Raw genomic sequence first — 21,041 nt, forward strand, 5'->3', positions numbered from 1 at the left:
GGGCACGCGGAGCCGTCGAGCGCTGCGGGGCGGGAGGCGGGCCCCACCGCGCCCCTACGGGGGGCGCGGTGGGCCGCGGCCGGCCACGCACGGGCCGCGGCCGGAGGACCGCCCGGCCCGCGCAGCGCTCCGCGGGGACTATTCGAGCAGCTCCGCGTACGAACCCATGGCCAGGGCGATGTCCGCCTGCGCCCAGAACCGGTGGTACGTGAACGTGGGCGCCGCACCGCCCGCGAGGTAGCTCTCGATCTTCGACCAGGCCGGGTCGTCCTGGTAGAAGGAGCGGATCGAGGAGAACGTCGACGACGCGCCGATCGTGTCGCCGTTCGGCATGGTGCCGGTCCAGCCGTTCGGGACGCGGATGCCGTCGTCGAAGCGGTTGTAGTCGGCGCGGGTCTCCGGGACGGCGATGCCGAGCGCGTCCTGGTTGTTCTTCCACATGCCGTCGAGCAGGGCCTTGGCGGTCGTGGCCGCCTGCGTGTCACCGGAGCGGTCGGCGTAGTACGTCAGGGTCTTGGCGTACGCGGCCGCCACTCCGACGTCGTCGGTGTAGTCGGCGACCGTGACGTGCAGGCCGCCGTTGTCGCCCGGGGACGCGGCGTTCCAGGTGTCGGGCTTGCCCGACCACTGGAGCGTCGACGGGATCCGGAAGCTGCCGTCGGGGTTGACCGTCGTCTTCGACAGCGCCCAGTCGACCCACTTGTCCAGGACCGCCTTGGCGTCCGCGTCGCCGCTCTGCTGGTAGTACTCGGCGACCCGTTCCATGGACCACGCCTGGAAGCCGAACCACTGGTTGGACGGCGGGTCGTGGTAGACCGGCTTCTCGTCGTAGTACATGCCGTAGAAGGTCGGCGTACCGGCCGGCGGCGTCGCGTACCGGCCCGCCCAGCTGTTGGTCGCGCCGCCCGCGATGGCGCCCTCGTCGGACTGCAGCCAGCGGTAGAACTCCAGCTGCCGGTCCAGGGACTTCGCCCAGTCCGCCGCGCCCGTCGCCGACTTGGGCTTCAGGTCGGCGTAGCTGCTCAGGGCGTAGGCGGCCAGCGGGTTCTGGTAGCCGCCGTGGGCGTGGCTGGAACCGATGCGCCAGGCCCAGCCCGCGGAGGTGTCGGTGGCCCCGCCCCAGGCGTAGTACCAGGACAGCAGGTAGTGCGAGGAGTCCTTGCCGGTGCCGGCCGGGCAGCTCGCCGGACCCACGCACGAACCGACCTTCTTGAAGTACTTGTCGTACATCGCGTAGCGCAGGTAGTCGCCCATCTTGGCGGCCTTGGCGACGGTCCCGGATACCTCCGAGCCCTTGCCCTGGTCCTTCGCCCAGATGTCCGCCCAGTAAGCGGCCTGCACGGCGCGCGCGTCGGCGTCCGGTGCGTTGGTGAACTTCCACTGCCTGGCGTAGGACGCGTCACCGGTGAACAGGTCCAGGTACCCGTTCCTGCCGCCGTACTTGAAGGCGTCGCAGGTCGGCTGCGGCACCGTCTCCCACACGGACTCCTGCGCGCCGCGCTGGAAGGTGTTGATGTACGACGGGCCGGTGTCGGAGGGGCCCGCCTCGCACTTGCCGGGCGAGTTGCCGTACCCGTAGACGTTGTCGACGTCCTGCAGCCAGTGCATGCCGTACACGTCGTCGGTGCCGTACGCCGACTTCAGCTCACCGGCGATCGGGTCCGGGCCGACCGGAACGGTGCCGTCGAGCTTCGCCGGGTACTCCTCGGGTGTGTCCAGCTCCGGGGCGTACGTGGCCGGCTTGGAGGCGTTGTAGGAGGAGTTGGTCGGCTGGTCGGCGTGCGTGGGGATCATGTACTTCTCCATGATTCCCCAGGCGTTGTTGAACTTGGACCAGTCGCCGGTCACCTTGCCGTACATCGCCTGGAGCCACAGCAGGTAGCTGTACGCCTCGGACGTGGTCTCGTGGCCGTGGTCCGGCGCCTCGACGATGAGCGTCTCGACCGAGTGGTACGGGATGCCCTCCGGGGAGAAGTAGCCGTTGGCCGGGTCGGTGATCCTGCCGTACAGCTCCAGGAAGCGGGCGTCGTAGTCCTTCGCCGCCGCCAGCTCGGTCACCGTCACCGCGGCCTTGCCGTGGCCCGGTGCCGTCGACTCGAAGACCGCCGAGCCGGTACCGGAGGCGTCGGCGGCCACGGTCACCTTCTGGGCGGTCTGCCAGTTCGACGGGGTGAAGGTGAGGCTCGCCCCGCCGGTGACGGACAGGCCGCTGTTGCCGCTCGCCCGCGCCGTCGTCACGGTCACGTTCGCGGTCGGCTGCTTGGACAGCTTGACCTCGTACGATCCCGACTTCCCCTGTTGGACGCCCAGTTGGGAGGGGGTCGCGACCACCGTCGGCCCCGAGGCGATCGTGATGCCGACCGGGACCGAGTCCGCGGAGGCGCCCAAACTGTCGTAGGCCTTCGCCACCAGGGAATGACTGCCCACGGTCAAGCCGGAGGCCGAGTACGTGAACGGCGCGCTGGTGTCCGTGCCCAGCAGCGTGGTGTCGTCGTAGAACTCCACCTTGCCGACGGTGGCACCGTCCGCGGCGGCGGCCGTGGCCGCCAGGGGCACCGCCGTGCCCTGGGTGTACACGGCGCCCGCCTCGGGGCTGTTCAGCACGGCGACCGGTGGCTGGTGCGCGCCGGTGCACGGGGTGCCGTTGACCGCGAAGCTCGTCGGCGCGGTGTTGGTGCCGCTGTAGGTGAACTGTCCGCCGGTGGAGACGGCGGCGCCGGCCGCGATCCGCGCGTTGTAGGAGGCGTTCTTCACGGTGACCGTGCGGCCGGACTGGGACCACGTGCCGTTCCAGCCGTTCGTCAGCTTCTGGTCACCCGCGTAGGAGTAGGTCAGCGTCCAGCCGTCGAGGGCGTCGGTGCCGCGGTTGGTGAGGGTCAGATCCGCGGTGAAACCGGAGCCCCAGTCGTTGGTCCGGTAGTCCACGCTGCACTGAAGTGCCGCGGCCCGGGCGGGTGTCGAGCCGGTGCCGACCATGGTGAGGGGAAGCGCGAGGGCCGCCACCGCGGCCGTCCACAGGTGCCGTGTGCCTCGGCGTCTGCGTCTGCGTCGGGGATGCATGGTGCTGGTTCCTCCTTGCGGCTCGAAGAGGGGGAGGGGAGGAGCGACAAGCCTTGAACCAGTGGGAGCGCTCCCATAGTGAGGAGGGGGCTCCGGGCGGTCAAGGTGTGTGAAGAGTCGAAATGATTCGACGGGGGCGGCGGACGGAAAATCGGTGACTCCTCTGTTCTTTGCCGTCACTTGGCGCTACCTTCGCTGGCACCAGTGGGAGCGGTTCCATCAGTCGGCGCGTCCGTCACGGCGTGCCCGAACTGCAAGGAGTCGCTCGTGCGACACCCCCCGCTCCACCTCCCGCGTTCAGGACTTTTAGCCGCCGATGCGGCGGGTCCGGCGCGCGATCGGCCGCTGTACCGGTGCACAGCTCCCCCCGCGGGCCGCCTCCCCCGGCCCGCGGGCCGTTCCCGACCTCCGACCGCGTCGGCACCCCCATGCCGTCCGGCAGCGGCCCGCGCCCGCCAGTCGCGCGGCAGCGCACGACCGCACCCGCACCCGCACCCCGACGAAAGAAGGAACCCCCACTCATGACCCGGACCAGAACCGCGATGCTCGCCGCCCTGACGCTGGTCGCCGGCGCCTCCGGCACGGCCCTCGCCGCCCACACCGCGACCGCCGGCGCGGCGGCCGCCGCCTGTACCGTCGACTACAAGGTGCAGAACGACTGGGGCAGTGGCTTCACCGCCGCCGTGACCGTCACCAACAACGGCGCCGCCACGTCCAGCTGGAAGCTGGGATGGACGTACGCCGGCAGCCAGAAGGTGACCAACGCCTGGAACGCGAAGGTCAGTCAGAGCGGTGCCGCCGTCACGGCCGCCAACGAGTCCTACAACGGCACGCTCGCCACCGGCGGTTCGGCGAGCTTCGGATTCCAGGGAACCTACAGCGGCAGCAACGCGATCCCGGCGACCTTCACCCTCAACGGCGTGACCTGCAACGTCGACGGCGGGCCGACCGACCCCACCGACCCGACCGACCCCACGGACCCGACCGACCCCACCGGACCGTCCGACCGGGTGGACAACCCCTACGCCGGCGCCAAGGGATACGTGAACCCGGAGTGGTCCGCGAAGGCGGCGGCCGAGCCCGGCGGCAGCCGGATCGCCAACCAGCCCACCGGCGTCTGGCTGGACCGGATCGCGGCCATCAACGGTGCCAACGGCGGCATGGGCCTGCGCGACCACCTCGACGAGGCGCTGAAGCAGAAGGGCTCCGGCGAGCTGTACGTCCAGCTCGTCATCTACAACCTGCCCGGACGCGACTGCTCGGCGCTCGCCTCCAACGGCGAGCTCGGCCCGACGGAGATCGACAAGTACAAGACGCAGTACATCGACCCGATCGCCGCGATCCTCGCCGACCCGAAGTACGCCTCGCTGCGGATCGTCACCACGGTCGAGATCGACTCCCTGCCGAACCTCGTCACCAACGTCTCGGGCCGGCCGACCGCCGTGCCCAACTGCGACGTGATGAAGGCCAACGGCAACTACCAGAAGGGCGTCGGCTACGCCCTCAACAAGCTCGGCGACATCGGCAACGTCTACAACTACATCGACGCCGGCCACCACGGCTGGCTCGGCTGGGACGACAACTTCGGCCCCTCCGCCGACATGTTCAAGACGGCCGCCACCACCGAGGGCGCGACCCTGAGCGACGTCCACGGCTTCATCGTCAACACCGCCAACTACAGCGCACTGAAGGAGGACCACTTCAAGATCACGGACAGTGTGAACGGCACGTCCGTGCGCCAGTCCAAGTGGGTCGACTGGAACCGCTACACCGACGAGCTCTCCTACGCCCAGGCCATGCGCGACAAGCTGGTGTCGATCGGGTTCGACAGCAAGATCGGCATGCTCATCGACACCTCCCGCAACGGCTGGGGCGGCACCCAGCGGCCCACCGGCCCCGGCGCCACGACCAGCGTCGACACCTACGTCAACGGCGGCCGCTACGACCGCCGCATCCACCTCGGCAACTGGTGCAACCAGTCCGGAGCCGGCCTCGGCGAACGGCCGAAGGCCAACCCCGAGCCGGGCATCGACGCCTACGTGTGGATGAAGCCGCCGGGGGAGTCGGACGGCGCGAGCAAGGAGATCCCGAACGACGAGGGCAAGGGCTTCGACCGGATGTGCGACCCGACATACACCGGCAACGCCCGCAACGGCAACAGCATGTCCGGCGCCCTTCCGGACGCCCCGATCTCCGGGCAGTGGTTCTCCGCACAGTTCCAGGAGCTGATGAAGAACGCCTACCCGCCCCTGTCGTGAGCGGGCCCGCGCGTAGGTAGACACCGTCGGGGTCCGGTCCGCCAGGACCGGACCCCGCACGGCCGCTTTGCGATTCCGGCAACGGAACTTGCCCCGGCGCGGCGAGTCGTCGCACCCTGACGGCCCCGCGATCGGAAGGCAGACCGGCATGGCGCACGACCACCAGCACGACCACGACCCTACGGGCGGCCACCACCACGAGCACGGTCACCACCACGCCGACCTCGACTGGGCCGCGATGGCCCCGGAACTGGAGGCGCAGGCGGAGCTGTACACCCCCCTGTACCGGCAGGCCATGAATTGGCTGGCCGGGGAGGTGACGGAACCGGGGCTGGTCGTCGACGTGGGCAGCGGGCCGGGCGTCGTGTCCTGCCTGATCGCCGACGCCTTCCCGGGCGCCCGGGTCGTCGCCGTCGACGGGGCCGGGCCGCTCCTGGACCGGGCCCGTGACCGGGCCGCCCGCCTCGGCGTCGCCGACCGGTTCGGCACCCTGACCGGTGACCTGCCGGGTGTACTGGACGAGCTCGGCCGTCCCGCCGACCTGCTGTGGGCGAGCCAGAGCCTGCACCACCTGGGCGACCAGCGCGCCGCCCTCGCCGCGCTCGCCGGACGTCTCGCCCCCGGCGGCACCCTGGCGATCCTGGAGGGCGGGCTGCCCGCCCGCTTCCTGCCGCGGGACCTCGGCGTCGGACGCCCGGGACTCCAGGCGCGGCTGCACGCCGCCGAGGAGGACGCGTTCGCCTCGATGCGCGAGAGCCTGCCGGACTCCGTGGCCGAGACCGAGGACTGGCCGGCGCTGCTGACCGCGGCGGGCCTGACGCACACCGGCACCCGCAGCTTCCTGCTGGACCTGCCCGCCCCCCTCGGCGACGAGGCCCGCGCCCACGTGACCGCCTCCCTGTCCCGGCAGCGCGAACGGTTCGCCGACGGGCTCGGCCCCGACGACCGGGCCACCCTGGACCGGCTCCTCGACCCCACCGACGAGGCGGGCGTGCACCGGCGGCCGGACGTCTTCGTCCTGCTGGCGCACACGGTCTACACGGCGGTGCGGCCGACGGTCCCGAGCGCATGACAAGGGGGGCCCGGTCCGCGCGGACCGGGCCCCCCTCCTCACGCTTGGTGCCCGAGCGGTCAGGCCATGTTGAACTGCGCCGGGTCCGGACCCAGGCGGCGGTCCTCGTTCAGCGCGCTGATCGCCGCGAGGTCCTCGGCGTCCAGTTCGAAGCCGAACACGTCGATGTTCTCCTTGATCCGCGACGGCGTCACGGACTTCGGGATCACCACGTTGCCGAGCTGGAGGTGCCAGCGCAGCACGACCTGGGCCGGGGTGCGGTCGTGCTTCTGGGCGATCGCCACGATGGCCGGGATCTCCAGGATGCCCTTGCCCGACCCGAGCGGGGACCACGCCTCGGTGGCGATGCCCTGCTTCGCGTGGACCTCGCGGGAGGCGTGCTGCTGGAGGTGCGGGTGCAGCTCGATCTGGTTGACGGCCGGGACGACCGACGTCTCGGCGATCAGCCGCTCCAGGTGCTCCGGCAGGAAGTTGGACACGCCGACGGCCCGGATCCGGCCGTCGGCGTGCAGCTTCTCGAACGCCCTGTACGTGTCGACGTAACGGTCCTTCGCCGGCACCGGCCAGTGGATCAGGTAGAGGTCCACGTACTCGAGGCCGAGCTTGTCCAGCGACGCGTCGAAGGCGCGCAGCGTGGAGTCGTACCCCTGTTCGCTGTTCCAGAGCTTGGTGGTGACGAAGAGGTCCTCGCGCGCGACGCCGGAGGCGGCGATGGCCTTGCCGGTGCCCTCTTCATTGCCGTAGATCGCCGCTGTGTCGATGCTGCGGTACCCGGCCTCCAGGGCCTGGGCGACGGCCGTCTCGGCCTCGTCGTCCGGCACCTGCCAGACGCCGAAGCCCAGCTGGGGCATCTCGACGCCGTTGTTCAGGGTGATCGGGGGGACCTTGCTGCTCACGAGCTCTTGATCCTTCGGTTGTGGTCAGGTGGTACTCCCATCGTCAACGATCACGGGGCGCCGTGCATTCCTGACCGCGGAACTCATGCCCGGTACAGGGCTTCGACCTCGGTGGAGTAGGCCTTCTCGATGGCCTTGCGCTTGAGTTTCAGCGACGGGGTCAGCAGCCCGTGCTCCTCGGTGAACGGCTGGGCCAGGATGCGGAAGGTGCGGATCGACTCGGCCTGGGACACCAGCGTGTTGGCCGCGACGACCGCGCGCCGCACCTCCGTCTCCAGGTCGGCGTCGTGCACCAGCTCGGCCGGGCTCATCCCGGGCTTGTTGCGCATCGTCAGCCAGTGGTCGACCGCGTCCTGGTCGAGGGTGATGAGGGCGGCGACGTAGGGACGGTCGTTGCCGACGACGATGCACTGGTTGACCAGCGGATGGTCCCGGACGCGCTCCTCCAGCAGGCCCGGCGAGACGCTCTTGCCGCCGGAGGTCACCAGGATCTCCTTCTTGCGGCCGGTGATGGTGAGGTAGCCGTCCTCGTCCAGCGACCCCAGGTCACCGGTGGCCAGCCAGCCGTCCTGGAGGGTCTCGTCGGTGGCCTTCGGGTTGTTGAGGTATCCCTGGAAGACGTTGCGGCCGCTCAGCCAGATCTCGCCGTCGTCCGCGATGTGCACCGAGACGCCCGGGATGGGGCGGCCGACCGTGCCGTAGCGGGTGAGCTCGGGCGGGTTGGCGGTGGCCGCGGCGGTGGACTCGGTCAGGCCGTAGCCCTCGTAGATCTGCACGCCCGCGCCCGCGAAGAACAGCCCGAGCCGCCGGTCCATCGCCGAGCCGCCCGACATGGCGTTGCGGATGCGTCCGCCCATCGCCGCGCGCACCTTGGTGTAGACGAGCTTGTCGAAGAGCTGGTGCTGCATGCGCAGGCCCGCCGAGGGGCCCGGGCCGATGCCCCAGGCCTTGGCCTCCACCGCCTCCGCGTACTTCACCGCCACGTCGACGGCCTTCTGGAAGGGGCCGGACCTCCCCTCCTTGTCGGCCTTGCGCCGGGCCGCGTGGAACACCTTCTCGAAGATGTAGGGCACGGCCAGGATGAACGTCGGCCGGAAGGCGGCCAGGTCGGGCAACAGCGCGGCGGCGTTCAGCTGCGGCTGGTGGCCGAAGCGGACCCGGCCCCGGATCGCCGCGACCTCCACCATCCGCCCGAAGACGTGGGCGAGCGGCAGGAACAGCAGGGTCGACGCCTCGTCGCCCTTCTTGGAGTGGAACACCGGCTCCCAGCGCTCGATGACGGTGTCCGCCTCGTACATCAGGTTGCCGTGCGAGATGACGCAGCCCTTGGGGCGGCCCGTGGTGCCCGAGGTGTAGATGACGGTGGCGACCGAGTCGGGCGTGACCGCCTGCCGGTGCCGGTGCACCACCTCGTCGTCGAGGTGCGCACCGGCGTCGTACAGCTGCTGGACGGCGCCGGAGTCGAGCTGCCACAGGCCGCGCAGGTGCGGCAGCCGGTCGATGACGGTGGCGATCGTCATCGCGTGGTCCTCGTGCTCCACGACCGCCGCCGTCACCTCGGCGTCGTACAGCATCCACAGGCACTGCTCGGCCGAGGACGTCGGGTAGACCGGCACCACCTGGGCACCGATCGTCCACAGGGCGAAGTCGAAGAGCGTCCACTCGTAGCGGGTGCGGGACATGATGGCGACCCGGTCGCCGAAACGGATGCCCTGCGCGAGCAGGCCCTTGGCCAGGGCCAGTACCTCGTCGCGGAACGCGCCGGCGGTCACGTCCCGCCACCGTCCGTCCTCGTCCTTGCGGCCCAGCGCGATGTGCTGCGGGTCGTCCTCGGCATGCCGGAAGACCACGTCGGCCAGACCGCCCACCGGTGGTGCCGACGCCGTCGGAGGGTTGGTGAACTCGCGCAAACCCGCTCCCCGCTCCTGGTGACGCCCCGCACGGCGCGGTGAAAGCTACCCCACCCGGAGCGGGGGCGGGAGGGCCGGCGAAAGCGGACCGGGCCCGTGTCCGCGCTGGTCAGTGAAGGAAAATGCGCTCACATGGGGAAGGGTCGGACACTTTCCTGACGGTTGCGCGTGATTCGGTGCCCTAATCTCCACCGAACCTGTACGCCTCGCTTACCGCCGGTACGGAGCCGTGGACGCCGCGGTCTCCTCCTTCAGCGCGGGCGCCCCGGATTCCGTCACACCTGCGTCCGGACGGCCGCGGTCCGCCCGGACCAGGACGAGCACCAGCACCCCGGCGAGAGCCGCGACCGCGCCCGCGGTCACCGCCGCCGCGTTCAGCCCCGAGGCGAAGGCGGCCCGCAGCGCGTGCTCTCCGAACGCCCCCCGCAGGGCGCCTGCCGCACCGCCCGCCAGACCGTGCGCCGCGTCCTGCGGCAGCGTGTCCGACATCCGCGAGGTCAGCACCGTGCCGAAGACGGCGATGCCCAGGGCGTAGCCGAGCTGCCGGAAGGTGTTGACCGCACCGCCCGCCATCCCGGACCGTTCCGGCTCCACCGCCGCCAGCGCCGCCCCCGAGATGCCCGGCGACACCAGCCCGGTCCCGACGCCCACCAGCAGCAGCCCCGGCACCAGCGCGGACGCGCCGGAGCCGGCGTCCAGGAACGCCATGCAGAACTGGCCCGCCGCGATCAGCAGCAGTCCGCCCCCGACGGTGAACCGCGCCGGCACCCCGTGCAGCAGCCGCCCGCCCGCCGCGGCCACCACGAACGACGCCAGCGACAGCCACAGGAACACCGCCCCGCCCCGCACCGGGCTCATCCCGAGCAGCGTCTGCAGCCATATCGAGGTGTACGCCATGACGCCGAAGGCCGCCGCGTTGAACGCGAGCGCGCCCAGCATCACACCCGAGAACGCGGGCCGCAGGAACAGCCTCGGGTCCAGCAGCGGATCGGCGACCCGCCGCTCCACCGCCACGAAGGCACCCAGCGCCACGGCCGCGAGACCGAAGGCGGCGAGGGTGCCGCCCTCCGTCCAGCCGTGCGACCCGGCCCGCACCGCCCCGTACGTCACCGCACCGGCGAACGCGGCGAAGACGGCCGTACCCGCCCAGTCCACGCGGCGCCCGCCCGGGGCCCGCGACTCCGGCACCACGCGCAGCGTCAGCCACACCGCCGCCACGCTCACCGGCAGGTTCACGTAGAAGATCCACCGCCAGCCGGGGCCGTCGGTGAGCAGCCCGCCCAGTACCGGGCCTACGGCCGCCGCGGCGCCGCTGACCGCGCCCCACACCCCGAGCGCCACCGACCTCCGCCGCCCCTGGTATACGGAGCCCAGCAGCGGCAGCGTCGTGGCGAACATCGCCGCCGCGCCCACTCCCTGCACGCCGCGCGCGGCGACCAGCATCCCCGGCCCGGTGGCGAGCCCGCACAGCAGCGACGCCGCCGCGAACAGCACCACGCCCGCCACGTGCACCCGGCGCCGCCCCAGCACGTCGGCCGCCGCCCCCAGCCCCAGCAGCAGCGCCGCCAGCGCCAGCGCGTATCCGTCCATCACCCACTGCAGATCGCTCAGCGACGCGTGCAGCCCCCGTGCCATGTCCGGCAGCGCGACGACCGCGATCGTCACGTCCAGCAGCAGCATGAACGTCCCGAGGCACACCGCCGTGAGCGGCCCCCATGTACGCATGTCCCGTCGTCCCCTCGTGTTCTCCGTGTACGTGTACCTCCGTACGATGAGCGCTGCCCGGCCGGACACGCCGGTGTACGGCCCGTTCGCGACGGAATCCGATGGGAGTACGCACCGTGAGGATGGAATCCGACGTCTTCGACGACCTCGACCTGCGGCTGCTCGACGCGCTGGAGGTCAACGGCCGCGCCTCCTTCAGCCGGATCGGCTCCGTGCTCGGCGTCTCGGACCAGACCGTCGCCCGCCGCTACCGCAGGCTGTGCGCCGAGGGCGGCCTGCGCGTGGTCGCCGTCCGTGACGCCGACCGTCTCGGCCAGGACCACTGGACGATGCGGCTGCGCTGTGTGCCCGACAGTGCCGTGGCCGTCGCGGACGCGCTCGCCAAACGCCCCGACACCAGCTGGATCGGGATCGCGGCGGGCGGCACGGAGATCGTCCTCGGCACCCGGCCGCGCAGCACCGGCGACCGCGATGACCTGTTGCTCGGCAAGCTGCCCCGCACCCCGCGCGTCCTGGAGGTCCGCGCCCACCAGGTGCTGCACCGCTTCTACGGCGGTCCGAACGGCTGGCTGCGCAAGTTCCGGGTGCTCGGCGACGAGGAGGTCGCCGCCCTGCGGCCCGATCCGGCGCCGCACGCCACGGGGCCCGCCCGCATCGACCCCGAGGACGAACCGCTGCTGGCGGTCCTGGAGCGCGACGGCCGCGCCGGCTACCCGGAGCTGCGGCGCGCCACCGGCCGTTCCGAGTCCGCCGTCAAGCGCCGCCTCGCCGCGCTGCTCGGATCCGGGGCCGTCTACATCGACGTGGAGTACCACTCCGAGATCCTCGGCTACCCGTTGGCCGCCTTCCTGTGGATCACCACCAGCCCGGCCGCGCTCCACCGGGTCGGCGAGGCGCTCGCCGCGCACGACGAGATCGCCCACGCCGCCGCGACGGCCGGCCCGTCCAACATCATCACCACCGCCGTCGTCCGCAGCACCGCCGACCTGTACGCCTACCTGAGCGGCCCGCTCGGCCGGCTGGAGGGCGTCCACCACGTGGAGGCGGCGCCGTTCCTGCGCCGGGTCAAGCAGCTCACCTACGCGAGGCCCGCCCGCTGAGTCCGGTGCAGCCGGTCGCCGCCCGCCAGGATCGCCGCCGCGAGGGCGTCCGCGGCGCCCTGCGCGGAGGGCCGGCGCCTTCCGTGCACCAGCACGAAGTCGACGTGGCCCAGCTCCGGCAGCCCGGCCCGGTCCGGCACCCGTACCAGGCCGGGCGGGACGAGGCCCCGCGAGTGCGCCATCACGCCGAGGCCCGCGCGGGCGGCCGCGATCAGCCCGTTGAGGCTGCCGCTGGTGCAGGCGACGTGCCACTCGCGGCCCTGCCGCTGCAGCGCGTCCAGCGCGAGCGCGCGGGTGATGCCGGGCGGCGGATAGACGATGAGCGGCACCGGACGGTCGGGATCGAGGCGCAGCCGCTCCGCGCCGATCCACACCAGCCGGTCGCGCCGGACCGGCTCGCCGCGCGGGTCCTCGGGGCGCCGCTTGGCCAGCACCAGGTCGAGCTTCCCGGCGGCCAGCTGTTCGTGGAGCGTGCCGGACAGTTCCACGGTCAGCTCCAGGTCGACCTCCGGGTGCTCCTGCCGGAAGCGCTCGAGGATCTCCGGCAGCCGGGTCAGCACGAAGTCCTCGGACGCCCCGAAGCGCAGCCGGCCGCGCAGCCGGGTGCCGGTGAAGAAGGCCGACGCCTGCTCGTGCACCTCCAGGATGCGGCGCGCGAAGCCGAGCATCGCCTCGCCGTCCTCGGTCAGCTCCACGGAGTGCGTGTCACGCGTGAACAGCTGCCGCCCGGTGGCGTCCTCCAGCCGCCGCACGTGCTGGCTCACGGTCGACTGGCGCAGCCCGAGCCGCCGCGCCGCCTGCGTGAAGCTCAGCGTCTGGGCCACGGTCAGGAAGGTCCGCAGCTGGGAGGGGTCGTACACGCCCCCCACCGTACCCGGTGATCGCTTCATGTGATGACAGTGAGAGCGGTGTACCGGATTCCCGATCGCCGCGCGGGGGAGCAGGATGGAACAGGGGCCGGTGGCTCCCGGAGCACGAAGAGAACGAGCAAGTGGAGCACTGTGAAACGCCTGCGACGGCCGCGCCGGATGCCGGTCGACCCCTACATCCTGCTGCTGCTCGGGACGGTGGGCCTCGCGGCGCTGCTGCCGGCCCGCGGGACGGGTGCCGATGTCGCCTCCGGAGCTGCCACGGCCGCGATCGCGTTCCTCTTCTTCCTGTACGGGGCTCGGCTGTCCACCCGTGAGGCGATGGACGGGCTTCGCCACTGGCGGCTCCACGTCACCGTGCTGGCCTGCACCTTCGTCGTCTTCCCGCTGCTGGGCCTCGCGGCCCGCGGACTCGTCCCGGCCCTCCTGAGCGACCCCCTCTACCAGGGGCTGCTCTTCCTCACCCTGGTCCCGTCCACGATCCAGTCGTCGATCGCCTTCACCTCCATCGCCCGCGGCAACGTGCCCGCCGCGATCTGCGCGGGCTCCTTCTCCTCGCTGGCGGGCATCGTGCTCACCCCGCTGCTGGCCGCGGCCCTGCTGGGCAAGAACAGCGGGGGAGGGTTCTCCGCCGACTCGCTGATCAGGATCGTGCTGCAGTTGCTGGTGCCGTTCGTCGCCGGTCAGGTGCTGCGCCGCTGGATCGGGGGGTTCGTCGCCCGGCACAAGAAGGTGCTCGGGCTGGTGGACCGCGGCTCGATCCTCCTCGTCGTGTACACCGCGTTCAGCGAGGGCATGGTGCAGGGCGTCTGGCACCAGGTGAGCCCGGCCCGGCTGGCCGGCCTGCTGGTCGTGGAGGCGGCGCTGCTCGCCGTGATGCTGCTGCTGACCTGGTACGGGGCGAGGGGGCTGGGCTTCGGCCGGGCCGACCGGATCGCGATCCAGTTCGCCGGCTCCAAGAAGTCCCTCGCCTCCGGCCTGCCCATGGCGAGCGTCCTGTTCGGCGCGCACGCCTCGCTCGCCGTGCTGCCGCTGATGCTCTTCCACCAGATGCAGCTGATGGTGTGCGCGGTCATCGCCAAGCGGCGGGCGCACGACCCCGAGGCGTCCGCCGCGGACGAGCCGGCCGAGGCGTCGCGGACGGCCGTCGGCACGGGCGGACGTTCCCGCTGAGCCGCGTCCCGGGGCAACGCGCCGGCGGACTCCTCAGGGGACGAGGACGACCTTCCCGAGGTTGCGGCGCGACGTGACGGCCTCGTGCGCCTTCGCCGCGTCCTCCAGCCCGAACCGTCCGTGCACGGCGGGCCGGAGTGTTCCCTCGGCGAACAGACGCCACAGTTCCCGGCGCCACTGTTCGTACAGCTCCGGCTGCTCGCGGGCGACGCGCGCCATCTGGAACCCCGTCACCGTCCGGGCGGCCACCAGCAGGTCGTACGCCCGGACGGTCCCGCCGCCCGAGCTGTACGCCACCAGCCGGCCGCCCGGGGCGAGGGCGGCGACGGCCGGGGTGAGCAGGTCGCCGCCCACCCCGTCGAGGACGTGGTCGACCGGCTCGCCCCAGTCGTCGTCGCCGTAGACGACGATCTCGTCGGCGCCGCGGGAGCGCACGAAGTCCGCCTTGGCCGGGTCGGAGACGGCACCCACGACGCGGGCCGCGCCGCGGGTCCGCGCGAGCCGCACGGCGAGCTGGCCGACCCCGCCGGCGGCGGCCGTCACGAGCACCGACTCGCCCGGCCGGGGCTGCGCGGCCGACAGGGCGCCGAGCGCCACCAGGCCGCTGCGGACCAGGGCGACCGCGTCGACGGCACCGGCCCCGTCGGGGACGGGTGAGGTCATCTCCTGGCGCAGGACGGCGAAGTCGGCATAGCCGTGCCCGAAGCAGAGACCGGTCACCCGGTCGCCCGCCCGGAAGCCGGTCACACCGTCGCCGGTGGCCACCACCTCCCCGGCGACCTCGCCGCCGAGCGGTATCGGCTCGGCCGCCTCGGTGACCTTGCGCACCACCGGCAGGGTGACGCCGACCGCCGCGCAGCGCACCAGCAGCTCACCTGGGCCCGGCTCGGGGACGGGGACGTGCTCGAGGAACAGCGGGCCGGCGGGGCGCGAGTAACGGACGCGGCGCATGCGGGACCTTCCCATGTCGTTGGTGGACCCAACGGTATGGGAAGGTCATGGGGAAGTCCAACGGTTTCGGCCGTGGCGGTTCGGCCGCGACGGCCGAAGGGTGCGGGTGGCGACGGCCGAGGGGTGTGGGTGGCCGCGTACCTCCCCGGTCAGCCGGACCGGCGCCCGCCGCCGTCGTCGTCCGGGTCGACGCCGGTGAAGGCGGAATCGTCCCTCGTGCCGCTGGGCCGGCCGGACCGGCCCGTGCTGCCGGTGTCCCGCATGCCCTTCTCCGGCTCGGCCGCGCGCTCCTCGCCCCGTCGGGTGCCGCTCTTCGCGACGTCACCGGGGGTCGGGGTGCGCTCCTGCGCCGACCGCTTCCGGCCCGGTCCCGGCGAGGGGGCGTGCTCCTCGGCGTGGAAGGACCGGCGGGCGCTGGGATTGTCCTGCTGCCGCGTCTCGTCGACGTCCGGGGACCAGCCGTGGTGCCCGGACTCCTCGTGCCGGCCGGTCTCGCGGCCGCGCGGTGATTTCGGTGACTTGCGCTCCTCCGGCATGTGCCGACCTGCCTGTCCGCTCGCGTGGAAAGGCACCTTCCCGTGCCCAGGACTTCTCAATTGTCCCACTCATCGGCTTTCGCGACATTTCGATCCGGGTGGGCCCGGAGGTGCCCGGCGGCCGGTGTCCCGCCCCGCCGCCGCGGCGGCCATGTGGCGACGGGTCTCACCCCTGAGGGTGACGTGCGGGATTCGTGTCGACGCTCTCGGTGCGGGATGCCCGACCATCGCAGGCAGCCGGTCACCTCGCGCCGCCGCCGGCGGCACCGTCCGAAGGGTCGCCATGCGCATTCCGCTCATCGCCGACGCCCGTCGGCTCGACCGCCCGAGCGTGCGCTACCGCGCGCGGTTCACCGCCGGGGTCACCCGACCGGCCGAGCGCGGGGCGGTCTCCCCGGCGGCGATCCGCGCGATCCGCGAGCGGGCCGTCGGGCGCCTGGACGCGGTCCCCCTCGCGCCGGGGTGGCGCCGTATCGCGCGGCGTGCCGGGCCTTCGATCGCGAGGGGACCGCGTCCGTCCGAACGGCCGCTTCGAGTGCGGTGGCCGCCGCGGTGGCCGATTCTGGGCAGCATCACGGGCCTGTCGGTCCGGTCTGTCGTATTCCTCCCCTGGAGGCAGTGATGAACGCAGCAATCCCGGCCACGAGCGCCGAGCCGGAGGCCTCCGGCGCTCCCGGCACGGACGAGAAGCCGATCCACATCCTCTGGATCAACGCCGGGCTGAGTTGCGACGGCGACTCGGTCGCCCTGACGGCCGCGATGCAGCCCAGCATCGAGGAGATCGCCCTCGGGGTGCTGCCGGGCCTGCCGAAGATCGCCGTCCACTGGCCGCTCATCGACTTCGAGTGCGGGCCGGTCGGCGGGGCGGACACCTTCATCGAGTGGTTCTTCAAGGGCGAGCGCGGCGAGATCGACCCCTTCGTCCTGGTGGTCGAGGGATCCATCCCGAACGAGGCGATCAAGCAGGAGGGGTACTGGTGCGGCTTCGGCGACAACCCGGAGACCGGCCAGCCCATCACCACCAGTGAGTGGATCGACCGGCTCGCCCCCAAGGCGCTGGCGGTCGTGGCGATCGGCACCTGTGCCACGTACGGCGGCATCCACGCCATGGCCGGGAACCCCACCGGCGCGATGGGAGTGCCCGACTACCTGGGCTGGGACTGGAAGTCGCAGGCGGGCATCCCGATCGTCTGCGTACCGGGCTGCCCCATCCAGCCCGACAACTTCGCCGAGACCCTGACCTACCTGCTCTACCAGGCCGCCGGGTCGGCGCCGATGATCCCGCTGGACGACAAGCTCCGCCCGAGCTGGCTGTTCGGCGCGACCGTGCACGAGGGATGCGACCGGGCCGGCTACTACGAGCAGGGCCAGTTCGCCACCTCGTACGACTCGCCCAAGTGCTCGGTGAAACTGGGCTGCTGGGGACCGGTCGTGAAGTGCAACGTGACCAAGCGCGGCTGGATGAACGGCATCGGAGGCTGCCCGAACGTGGGCGGCATCTGCATCGCCTGCACCATGCCCGGATTCCCCGACAAGTTCATGCCGTTCATGGACGAGCCGCCCGGCGGCAAGTTCTCCAGCACCGCCAGCGGTGCCTACGGCGCGGTCATCCGCAGGCTGCGGACCATCACGGCCAGAACAGTGGACAAGGAGCCCAAGTGGCGGCACACCGGCCGGGAGATCACCACCGGCTACCGGCCCCCCTGGTGACCGCCGCCGCGCCCGCTCCACCGGCCCGCCGAGGCGCCGGCCGACGACCAGCTCACCGACCCGACCCGACCGAAGGGCAGCACAGACACGATGGCGACCTCGACGACGACCGGTGACGGCACCGGCCTGGTGGAGATGGCGTGGGACCCGATCACCCGGATCGTGGGCAGCCTCGGCATCCACACGAAGATCGACTTCAAGCAGAAGAAGGTCGCCGAGTGCTACAGCACCTCGTCGGTCTTCCGCGGCTACAGCGTCTTCATGCGCGGCAAGGACCCACGTGACGCGCATTTCATCACCAGCCGCATCTGCGGCATCTGCGGCGACAACCACGCCACCTGCTCGGTGTACGCGCAGAACATGGCGTACGGCGTGAAGCCGCCCCACCTGGGCGAATGGATCATCAACCTCGGCGAGGCCGCCGAGTACATGTTCGACCACAACATCTTCCAGGAGAACCTGGTCGGGGTCGACTACTGCGAGAAGATGGTCCGCGAGACCAACCCCGGCGTGCTGGAACTCGCCGAACGCACCGAGGCGCCGCACGCCGCGGAGCACGGCTACCGCACCATCGCCGACATCATGCGCTCGCTCAACCCGCTGGAGGGCGAGTTCTACCGCGAGGCGCTCCAGGTCAGCCGCTACACCCGCGAGATGTTCTGCCTGATGGAGGGCCGCCACGTGCACCCCTCCACGCTCTACCCGGGCGGCGTCGGCACCATCGGCTCGGTCCAGCTCTTCACCGACTACATGTCCCGGCTCATGCGCTACGTCGAGTTCATGAAACGGGTCGTGCCGCTCCACGACGACCTCTTCGACTTCTTCTACGAGGCCCTGCCCGGCTACGAGGAGGTCGGCCGCCGACGGGTGCTGCTCGGCTGCTGGGGCGCGCTCAACGACCCCGAGTACTGCGACTTCACCTACGCCAACATGTCGGACTGGGGACGGCGCATGTTCGTCACCCCGGGCGTGATCGTGGACGGCAAGCTCGTCACCAACGACCTCACCGAGATCAACCTCGGCATCCGCATCCTGCTCGGCAGCTCGTACTACGAGGACTGGGAGGGCCAGGAGCAGTTCGTCACGCACGACCCGCTCGGCAACCCGGTCGACCCGCGCCACCCGTGGAACCAGCACACCATCCCGGCACCGCAGAAGCGGAACTTCGACGACAAGTACAGCTGGGTCATGTCACCGCGCTGGTTCGACGGCAAGGAACACCTCCCGCTCGACACCGGCGGCGGTCCCATCGCCCGGCTGTGGTCCACTGCCCTGTCCGGGCTCGTCGACATCGGCTACGTCAAGGCCACCGGCCACAGCGTCGTCATCAACCTCCCGCGCACGCTCACCAAGCCGGAGACCACCTTCGAGTGGAAGATCCCGAAGTGGAGCAACGCGCTGGAGCGCAACCGCGCCCGGACCTACTTCCAGGCCTACTCGGCCGCCGTCGCCCTGCACTGCGCCGAGATGGGCCTCGCCGAGGTACGCGCCGGACGCACCCAGACCTGGGAGAAGTTCGAGGTGCCCGACGAGTCCATCGGCGTCGGCTTCACCGAGGCGGTGCGCGGCGTGCTCTCCCACCACATGGTCATCCGGGACGGGAAGATCGCCAACTACCACCCGTACCCGCCGACCCCGTGGAACGCGTCCACCCGCGACACCTACGGCACCCCCGGCCCGTACGAGGACGCCGTGCAGAACACCCCGATCTTCGAGGAGAACACGCCGGAGAACTTCAAGGGCATCGACATCATGCGCGCCGTACGCAGCTTCGACCCCTGCCTGCCCTGCGGCGTCCACATGTACGTCGGCGACGGCAGGACGGTGAAGTCCATGCACGTGCCCACCGGACTGAGCGGCCTGGCCGGATGAGCCGCGGGACCGACGCGGAGACGGCGGGACGCCGGGTCGAGGAGATCCTGGACCGGCTCGCCGCCTCCGGCGACCGTGCGGCGTGCGAGGCCGCCGACGAACTGGTGCGCGTCCTCATGGAGTTCTACGGCGCCGGGCTGGCCCGCGCCGTGGACCTGTTCGGCCGCGACCGCCGTGCGCCGGCGGGGGACGCCCTGGACGCCCTCCTCGGCGACGAACTCGTGGCCGGCCTGCTGGTACTGCACGGGCTGCACCCCGACGACACCCCCACCCGCATCGCCCGGGCCCTCGGGGACCTGCCGCAGCCCCTGGAGAGCACCGGCTTCGACCCGGCGACGGGCGAGCTGCGACTGCGCCGGACCGGCTCCGCGGGCTGCGGGTGCGGCGACAGCCGGGAGGCCGTCGAGGAAGCGGCACGCGACGCGCTCGCCTGCCTCGCCCCGGAGGTCACGGCCGTGGTGCTGGAGGAGGCGGTACGGGAACCGGTCCTGCTCCAGATCGGGCCGGGCCCCGCGCACCCGGCCGGCACGAGCGGCGGCCCGTCGGCCGCCACGGCCCCGTGAGCACGCGGCCGCCCGGGCCGGAACGGGCCGGACAGCGCCCCGCACCCCGGGGACTGGCCCGCTTCACCACGCCCCGGGGGCCCCGCGAGGAGCGCTGCGAACTGTGCTCGGCACCGTTGGCCGGCGACCGGCACCGGCACCTCGTCGACACCGAGAAGCGGGCGCTGGCCTGCTCCTGCGGACCCTGCGCTCAGTTGCTGGACCGCCCGGGCGCAGCGGCGGGCCGCTTCCGCACCGTTCCCGGACGCTACCTGAGCGACCCCGCGCACCGCATCGACGAGCAGGCCTGGGAACGCCTGCGCATCCCCGTCGGCGTCGCGTTCTTCTTCCACAACTCCGCGCTCGACCGGCCGGTCGCCCTCTACCCGAGCCCGGCCGGCGCGACCGAGAGCGAACTGGAGCCCGAGACGTGGCGGTCGGTCCTGGCGGCCTCCTCGCTGGCCGGGCTCCTCGAACCCGACGTCGAGGCACTGCTGCTGCGCCGCCACCAGGGCCGCGTCGAGTGCCACCTCGTACCGATCGACGTCTGCTACGAACTGGTGGGCCGCATGCGACTGCGCTGGCAGGGCTTCGACGGGGGCGCGGAGGCGCGCGCCGACCTGGACGCCTTCTTCGCCGAGGTCCGGGACCGGGCCCGCGAGCCCCGGGGGAGCCGATCGTGACCGACTTCGCCTTCACCTGCACCGGGGTGCGCGCCGACCCGTACGCGGCCGGACCCACCCTCGTCTTCCGGCTGCGTGTCACCGCCTCCCCGGGCACCCGCGTGCACGCGCTGGCGCTGCGCTGCCAGATCCGCATCGAACCCGCGCGCCGGGGCTACGCCGACGGTGAGGCCCGGGCGCTGACCGACCTGTTCGGGGAGCGGTCCCGCTGGGGCAGCAGCCTCAAGCCCGTGCAGTTCGCCCAGGTCCCGGTGATGGTCCAGGGCTTCACCGGCGAGACCGAGACCGACGTGGTGGTGCCCTGCACCTACGACATGGACATCGCCTCCGCCCGGTACTTCCACGCCCTGGAGGAGGGCGAGGTGCCGCTGCTCATGCTGTTCTCCGGCACCGCCTTCACCGGTGCCGGCGGCTTCCACGTGGAGCCGGTCCCCTGGGACCGGGAGGCCACGTGCCGGATGCCGGTGAAGACCTGGCGGGAGATGGTCGAGCAGCACTTCCCGGGCTCGGGCTGGGTGCGGCTGCCGAACGACACCCTGGACGCGCTGCTCGCCCACCGGTCCCGGAAGGCGCTGCCCTCGTGGCAGGCGACCGTCGAGGACCTGCTGCGGGCGGCCGGGGAGAGAACACCGTGACGACACCGACGACACCGACGACCCCCGCGACACCGACGACCCCCGCGAC

The 21,041-nt window shown here is 72.0% G+C and carries 16 protein-coding genes; 9 read left to right on the forward strand and 7 right to left on the reverse strand.

What is annotated here, in order from left to right; translation table 11 throughout:
* Positions 1-138: 138 nt before the first annotated feature.
* Positions 139-3,060 carry a glycoside hydrolase family 48 protein gene (locus tag AC0VYN_RS11685; RefSeq protein WP_475535910.1) on the reverse strand — a complete coding sequence of 974 codons (2,922 nt, stop codon included), beginning with the start codon at positions 3,058-3,060 and terminating at the stop codon, positions 139-141.
* 521 nt (positions 3,061-3,581) lie between these two features.
* On the opposite strand from AC0VYN_RS11685, the gene AC0VYN_RS11690 reads away from it, so the two are divergent.
* Both AC0VYN_RS11690 and AC0VYN_RS11695 read left to right on the forward strand, forming a co-directional pair.
* Complete coding sequence (locus AC0VYN_RS11690; RefSeq protein WP_475535911.1) at positions 3,582-5,318, forward strand: glycoside hydrolase family 6 protein; 1,737 nt, start codon at positions 3,582-3,584, stop codon at positions 5,316-5,318.
* A 148-nt stretch (positions 5,319-5,466) separates the two neighbouring features.
* Complete coding sequence (locus AC0VYN_RS11695) at positions 5,467-6,390, forward strand: class I SAM-dependent methyltransferase (RefSeq protein ID WP_475535912.1); 924 nt, start codon at positions 5,467-5,469, stop codon at positions 6,388-6,390.
* Positions 6,391-6,449: 59 nt separating this feature from the next.
* Here AC0VYN_RS11695 and AC0VYN_RS11700 read toward each other — a convergent pair whose 3' ends face one another.
* The 3 genes from AC0VYN_RS11700 to AC0VYN_RS11710 form a co-directional block, all read right to left on the reverse strand.
* The gene (locus tag AC0VYN_RS11700) at positions 6,450-7,286 is read right to left on the reverse strand and encodes an aldo/keto reductase (protein WP_475535913.1); all 837 of its coding nucleotides are present in this window, start codon (positions 7,284-7,286) and stop codon (positions 6,450-6,452) included.
* An 83-nt stretch (positions 7,287-7,369) separates the two neighbouring features.
* The gene (locus AC0VYN_RS11705) at positions 7,370-9,196 is read right to left on the reverse strand and encodes an AMP-dependent synthetase/ligase (RefSeq protein WP_475535914.1); all 1,827 of its coding nucleotides are present in this window, start codon (positions 9,194-9,196) and stop codon (positions 7,370-7,372) included.
* Positions 9,197-9,406: 210 nt separating this feature from the next.
* Complete coding sequence (locus AC0VYN_RS11710) at positions 9,407-10,921, reverse strand: MFS transporter (RefSeq protein WP_475535915.1); 1,515 nt, start codon at positions 10,919-10,921, stop codon at positions 9,407-9,409.
* Between the two features lie 122 nt (positions 10,922-11,043).
* Between AC0VYN_RS11710 and AC0VYN_RS11715 the strand changes: the two genes are divergently transcribed.
* Complete coding sequence (locus tag AC0VYN_RS11715; protein WP_475536859.1) at positions 11,044-12,021, forward strand: Lrp/AsnC family transcriptional regulator; 978 nt, start codon at positions 11,044-11,046, stop codon at positions 12,019-12,021.
* Here the strand turns inward: AC0VYN_RS11715 and AC0VYN_RS11720 are convergent.
* Positions 12,000-12,881: a LysR substrate-binding domain-containing protein gene (locus AC0VYN_RS11720; RefSeq protein ID WP_475535916.1), complete on the reverse strand. Its 882-nt coding sequence runs from the start codon at positions 12,879-12,881 to the stop codon at positions 12,000-12,002. The two genes, AC0VYN_RS11715 and AC0VYN_RS11720, sit on opposite strands and share 22 nt — an antisense overlap.
* A 168-nt stretch (positions 12,882-13,049) precedes the next feature.
* Between AC0VYN_RS11720 and AC0VYN_RS11725 the strand changes: the two genes are divergently transcribed.
* The gene (locus tag AC0VYN_RS11725) at positions 13,050-14,063 is read left to right on the forward strand and encodes a bile acid:sodium symporter family protein (protein ID WP_475536860.1); all 1,014 of its coding nucleotides are present in this window, start codon (positions 13,050-13,052) and stop codon (positions 14,061-14,063) included.
* Between the two features lie 33 nt (positions 14,064-14,096).
* Here AC0VYN_RS11725 and AC0VYN_RS11730 read toward each other — a convergent pair whose 3' ends face one another.
* The gene (locus tag AC0VYN_RS11730) at positions 14,097-15,014 is read right to left on the reverse strand and encodes a quinone oxidoreductase family protein (protein ID WP_475535917.1); all 918 of its coding nucleotides are present in this window, start codon (positions 15,012-15,014) and stop codon (positions 14,097-14,099) included.
* 149 nt (positions 15,015-15,163) lie between these two features.
* Positions 15,164-15,550: a hypothetical protein gene (locus AC0VYN_RS11735; protein ID WP_475535918.1), complete on the reverse strand. Its 387-nt coding sequence runs from the start codon at positions 15,548-15,550 to the stop codon at positions 15,164-15,166.
* A 621-nt stretch (positions 15,551-16,171) separates the two neighbouring features.
* Between AC0VYN_RS11735 and AC0VYN_RS11740 the strand changes: the two genes are divergently transcribed.
* The 5 genes from AC0VYN_RS11740 (at position 16,172) to AC0VYN_RS11760 (ending at position 20,992) form a co-directional block, all read left to right on the forward strand.
* A complete protein-coding gene (locus AC0VYN_RS11740; RefSeq protein ID WP_385463564.1) occupies positions 16,172-17,260 on the forward strand; it encodes an NADH-quinone oxidoreductase subunit B family protein in 1,089 nt (362 codons plus the stop codon).
* A 90-nt stretch (positions 17,261-17,350) separates the two neighbouring features.
* Positions 17,351-19,132, forward strand: coding sequence for a nickel-dependent hydrogenase large subunit (locus AC0VYN_RS11745; protein ID WP_475535919.1), 1,782 nt, complete (start codon positions 17,351-17,353; stop codon positions 19,130-19,132).
* Positions 19,129-19,695 (forward strand): hypothetical protein, encoded by a 567-nt coding sequence (locus tag AC0VYN_RS11750; RefSeq protein WP_386921452.1) that lies wholly within the window; start codon positions 19,129-19,131, stop codon positions 19,693-19,695. The genes AC0VYN_RS11745 and AC0VYN_RS11750 overlap by 4 nt, the downstream gene beginning before the upstream one ends.
* Entirely contained in the window at positions 19,692-20,357 is a 666-nt protein-coding gene (locus AC0VYN_RS11755; RefSeq protein WP_475535920.1) for a DUF5947 family protein, read from the forward strand. Before AC0VYN_RS11750 ends, AC0VYN_RS11755 begins: the two co-directional genes overlap by 4 nt.
* Complete coding sequence (locus AC0VYN_RS11760; RefSeq protein ID WP_475535921.1) at positions 20,354-20,992, forward strand: DUF6084 family protein; 639 nt, start codon at positions 20,354-20,356, stop codon at positions 20,990-20,992. Before AC0VYN_RS11755 ends, AC0VYN_RS11760 begins: the two co-directional genes overlap by 4 nt.
* Positions 20,993-21,041: the final 49 nt, after the last annotated feature.

Source organism: Streptomyces sp. 63XJN7_1_ISO-PGPR-S23-121, assembly GCF_056173025.1.

What these genes read in the sequence shown, in the direction of transcription:
- AC0VYN_RS11685 (WP_475535910.1), bottom strand. Translation starts at nt 3,060, where the DNA reads ATGCATCCCCGACGCAGACGCAGACGCCGAGGCACACGGCACCTGTGG.
- AC0VYN_RS11690 (WP_475535911.1), top strand. Translation starts at nt 3,582, where the DNA reads ATGACCCGGACCAGAACCGCGATGCTCGCCGCCCTGACGCTGGTCGCC.
- AC0VYN_RS11695 (WP_475535912.1), top strand. Translation starts at nt 5,467, where the DNA reads ATGGCGCACGACCACCAGCACGACCACGACCCTACGGGCGGCCACCAC.
- AC0VYN_RS11710 (WP_475535915.1), bottom strand. Translation starts at nt 10,921, where the DNA reads ATGCGTACATGGGGGCCGCTCACGGCGGTGTGCCTCGGGACGTTCATG.
- AC0VYN_RS11715 (WP_475536859.1), top strand. Translation starts at nt 11,044, where the DNA reads ATGGAATCCGACGTCTTCGACGACCTCGACCTGCGGCTGCTCGACGCG.
- AC0VYN_RS11725 (WP_475536860.1), top strand. Translation starts at nt 13,050, where the DNA reads ATGCCGGTCGACCCCTACATCCTGCTGCTGCTCGGGACGGTGGGCCTC.
- AC0VYN_RS11730 (WP_475535917.1), bottom strand. Translation starts at nt 15,014, where the DNA reads ATGCGCCGCGTCCGTTACTCGCGCCCCGCCGGCCCGCTGTTCCTCGAG.
- AC0VYN_RS11735 (WP_475535918.1), bottom strand. Translation starts at nt 15,550, where the DNA reads ATGCCGGAGGAGCGCAAGTCACCGAAATCACCGCGCGGCCGCGAGACC.
- AC0VYN_RS11740 (WP_385463564.1), top strand. Translation starts at nt 16,172, where the DNA reads ATGAACGCAGCAATCCCGGCCACGAGCGCCGAGCCGGAGGCCTCCGGC.
- AC0VYN_RS11745 (WP_475535919.1), top strand. Translation starts at nt 17,351, where the DNA reads ATGGCGACCTCGACGACGACCGGTGACGGCACCGGCCTGGTGGAGATG.
- AC0VYN_RS11750 (WP_386921452.1), top strand. Translation starts at nt 19,129, where the DNA reads ATGAGCCGCGGGACCGACGCGGAGACGGCGGGACGCCGGGTCGAGGAG.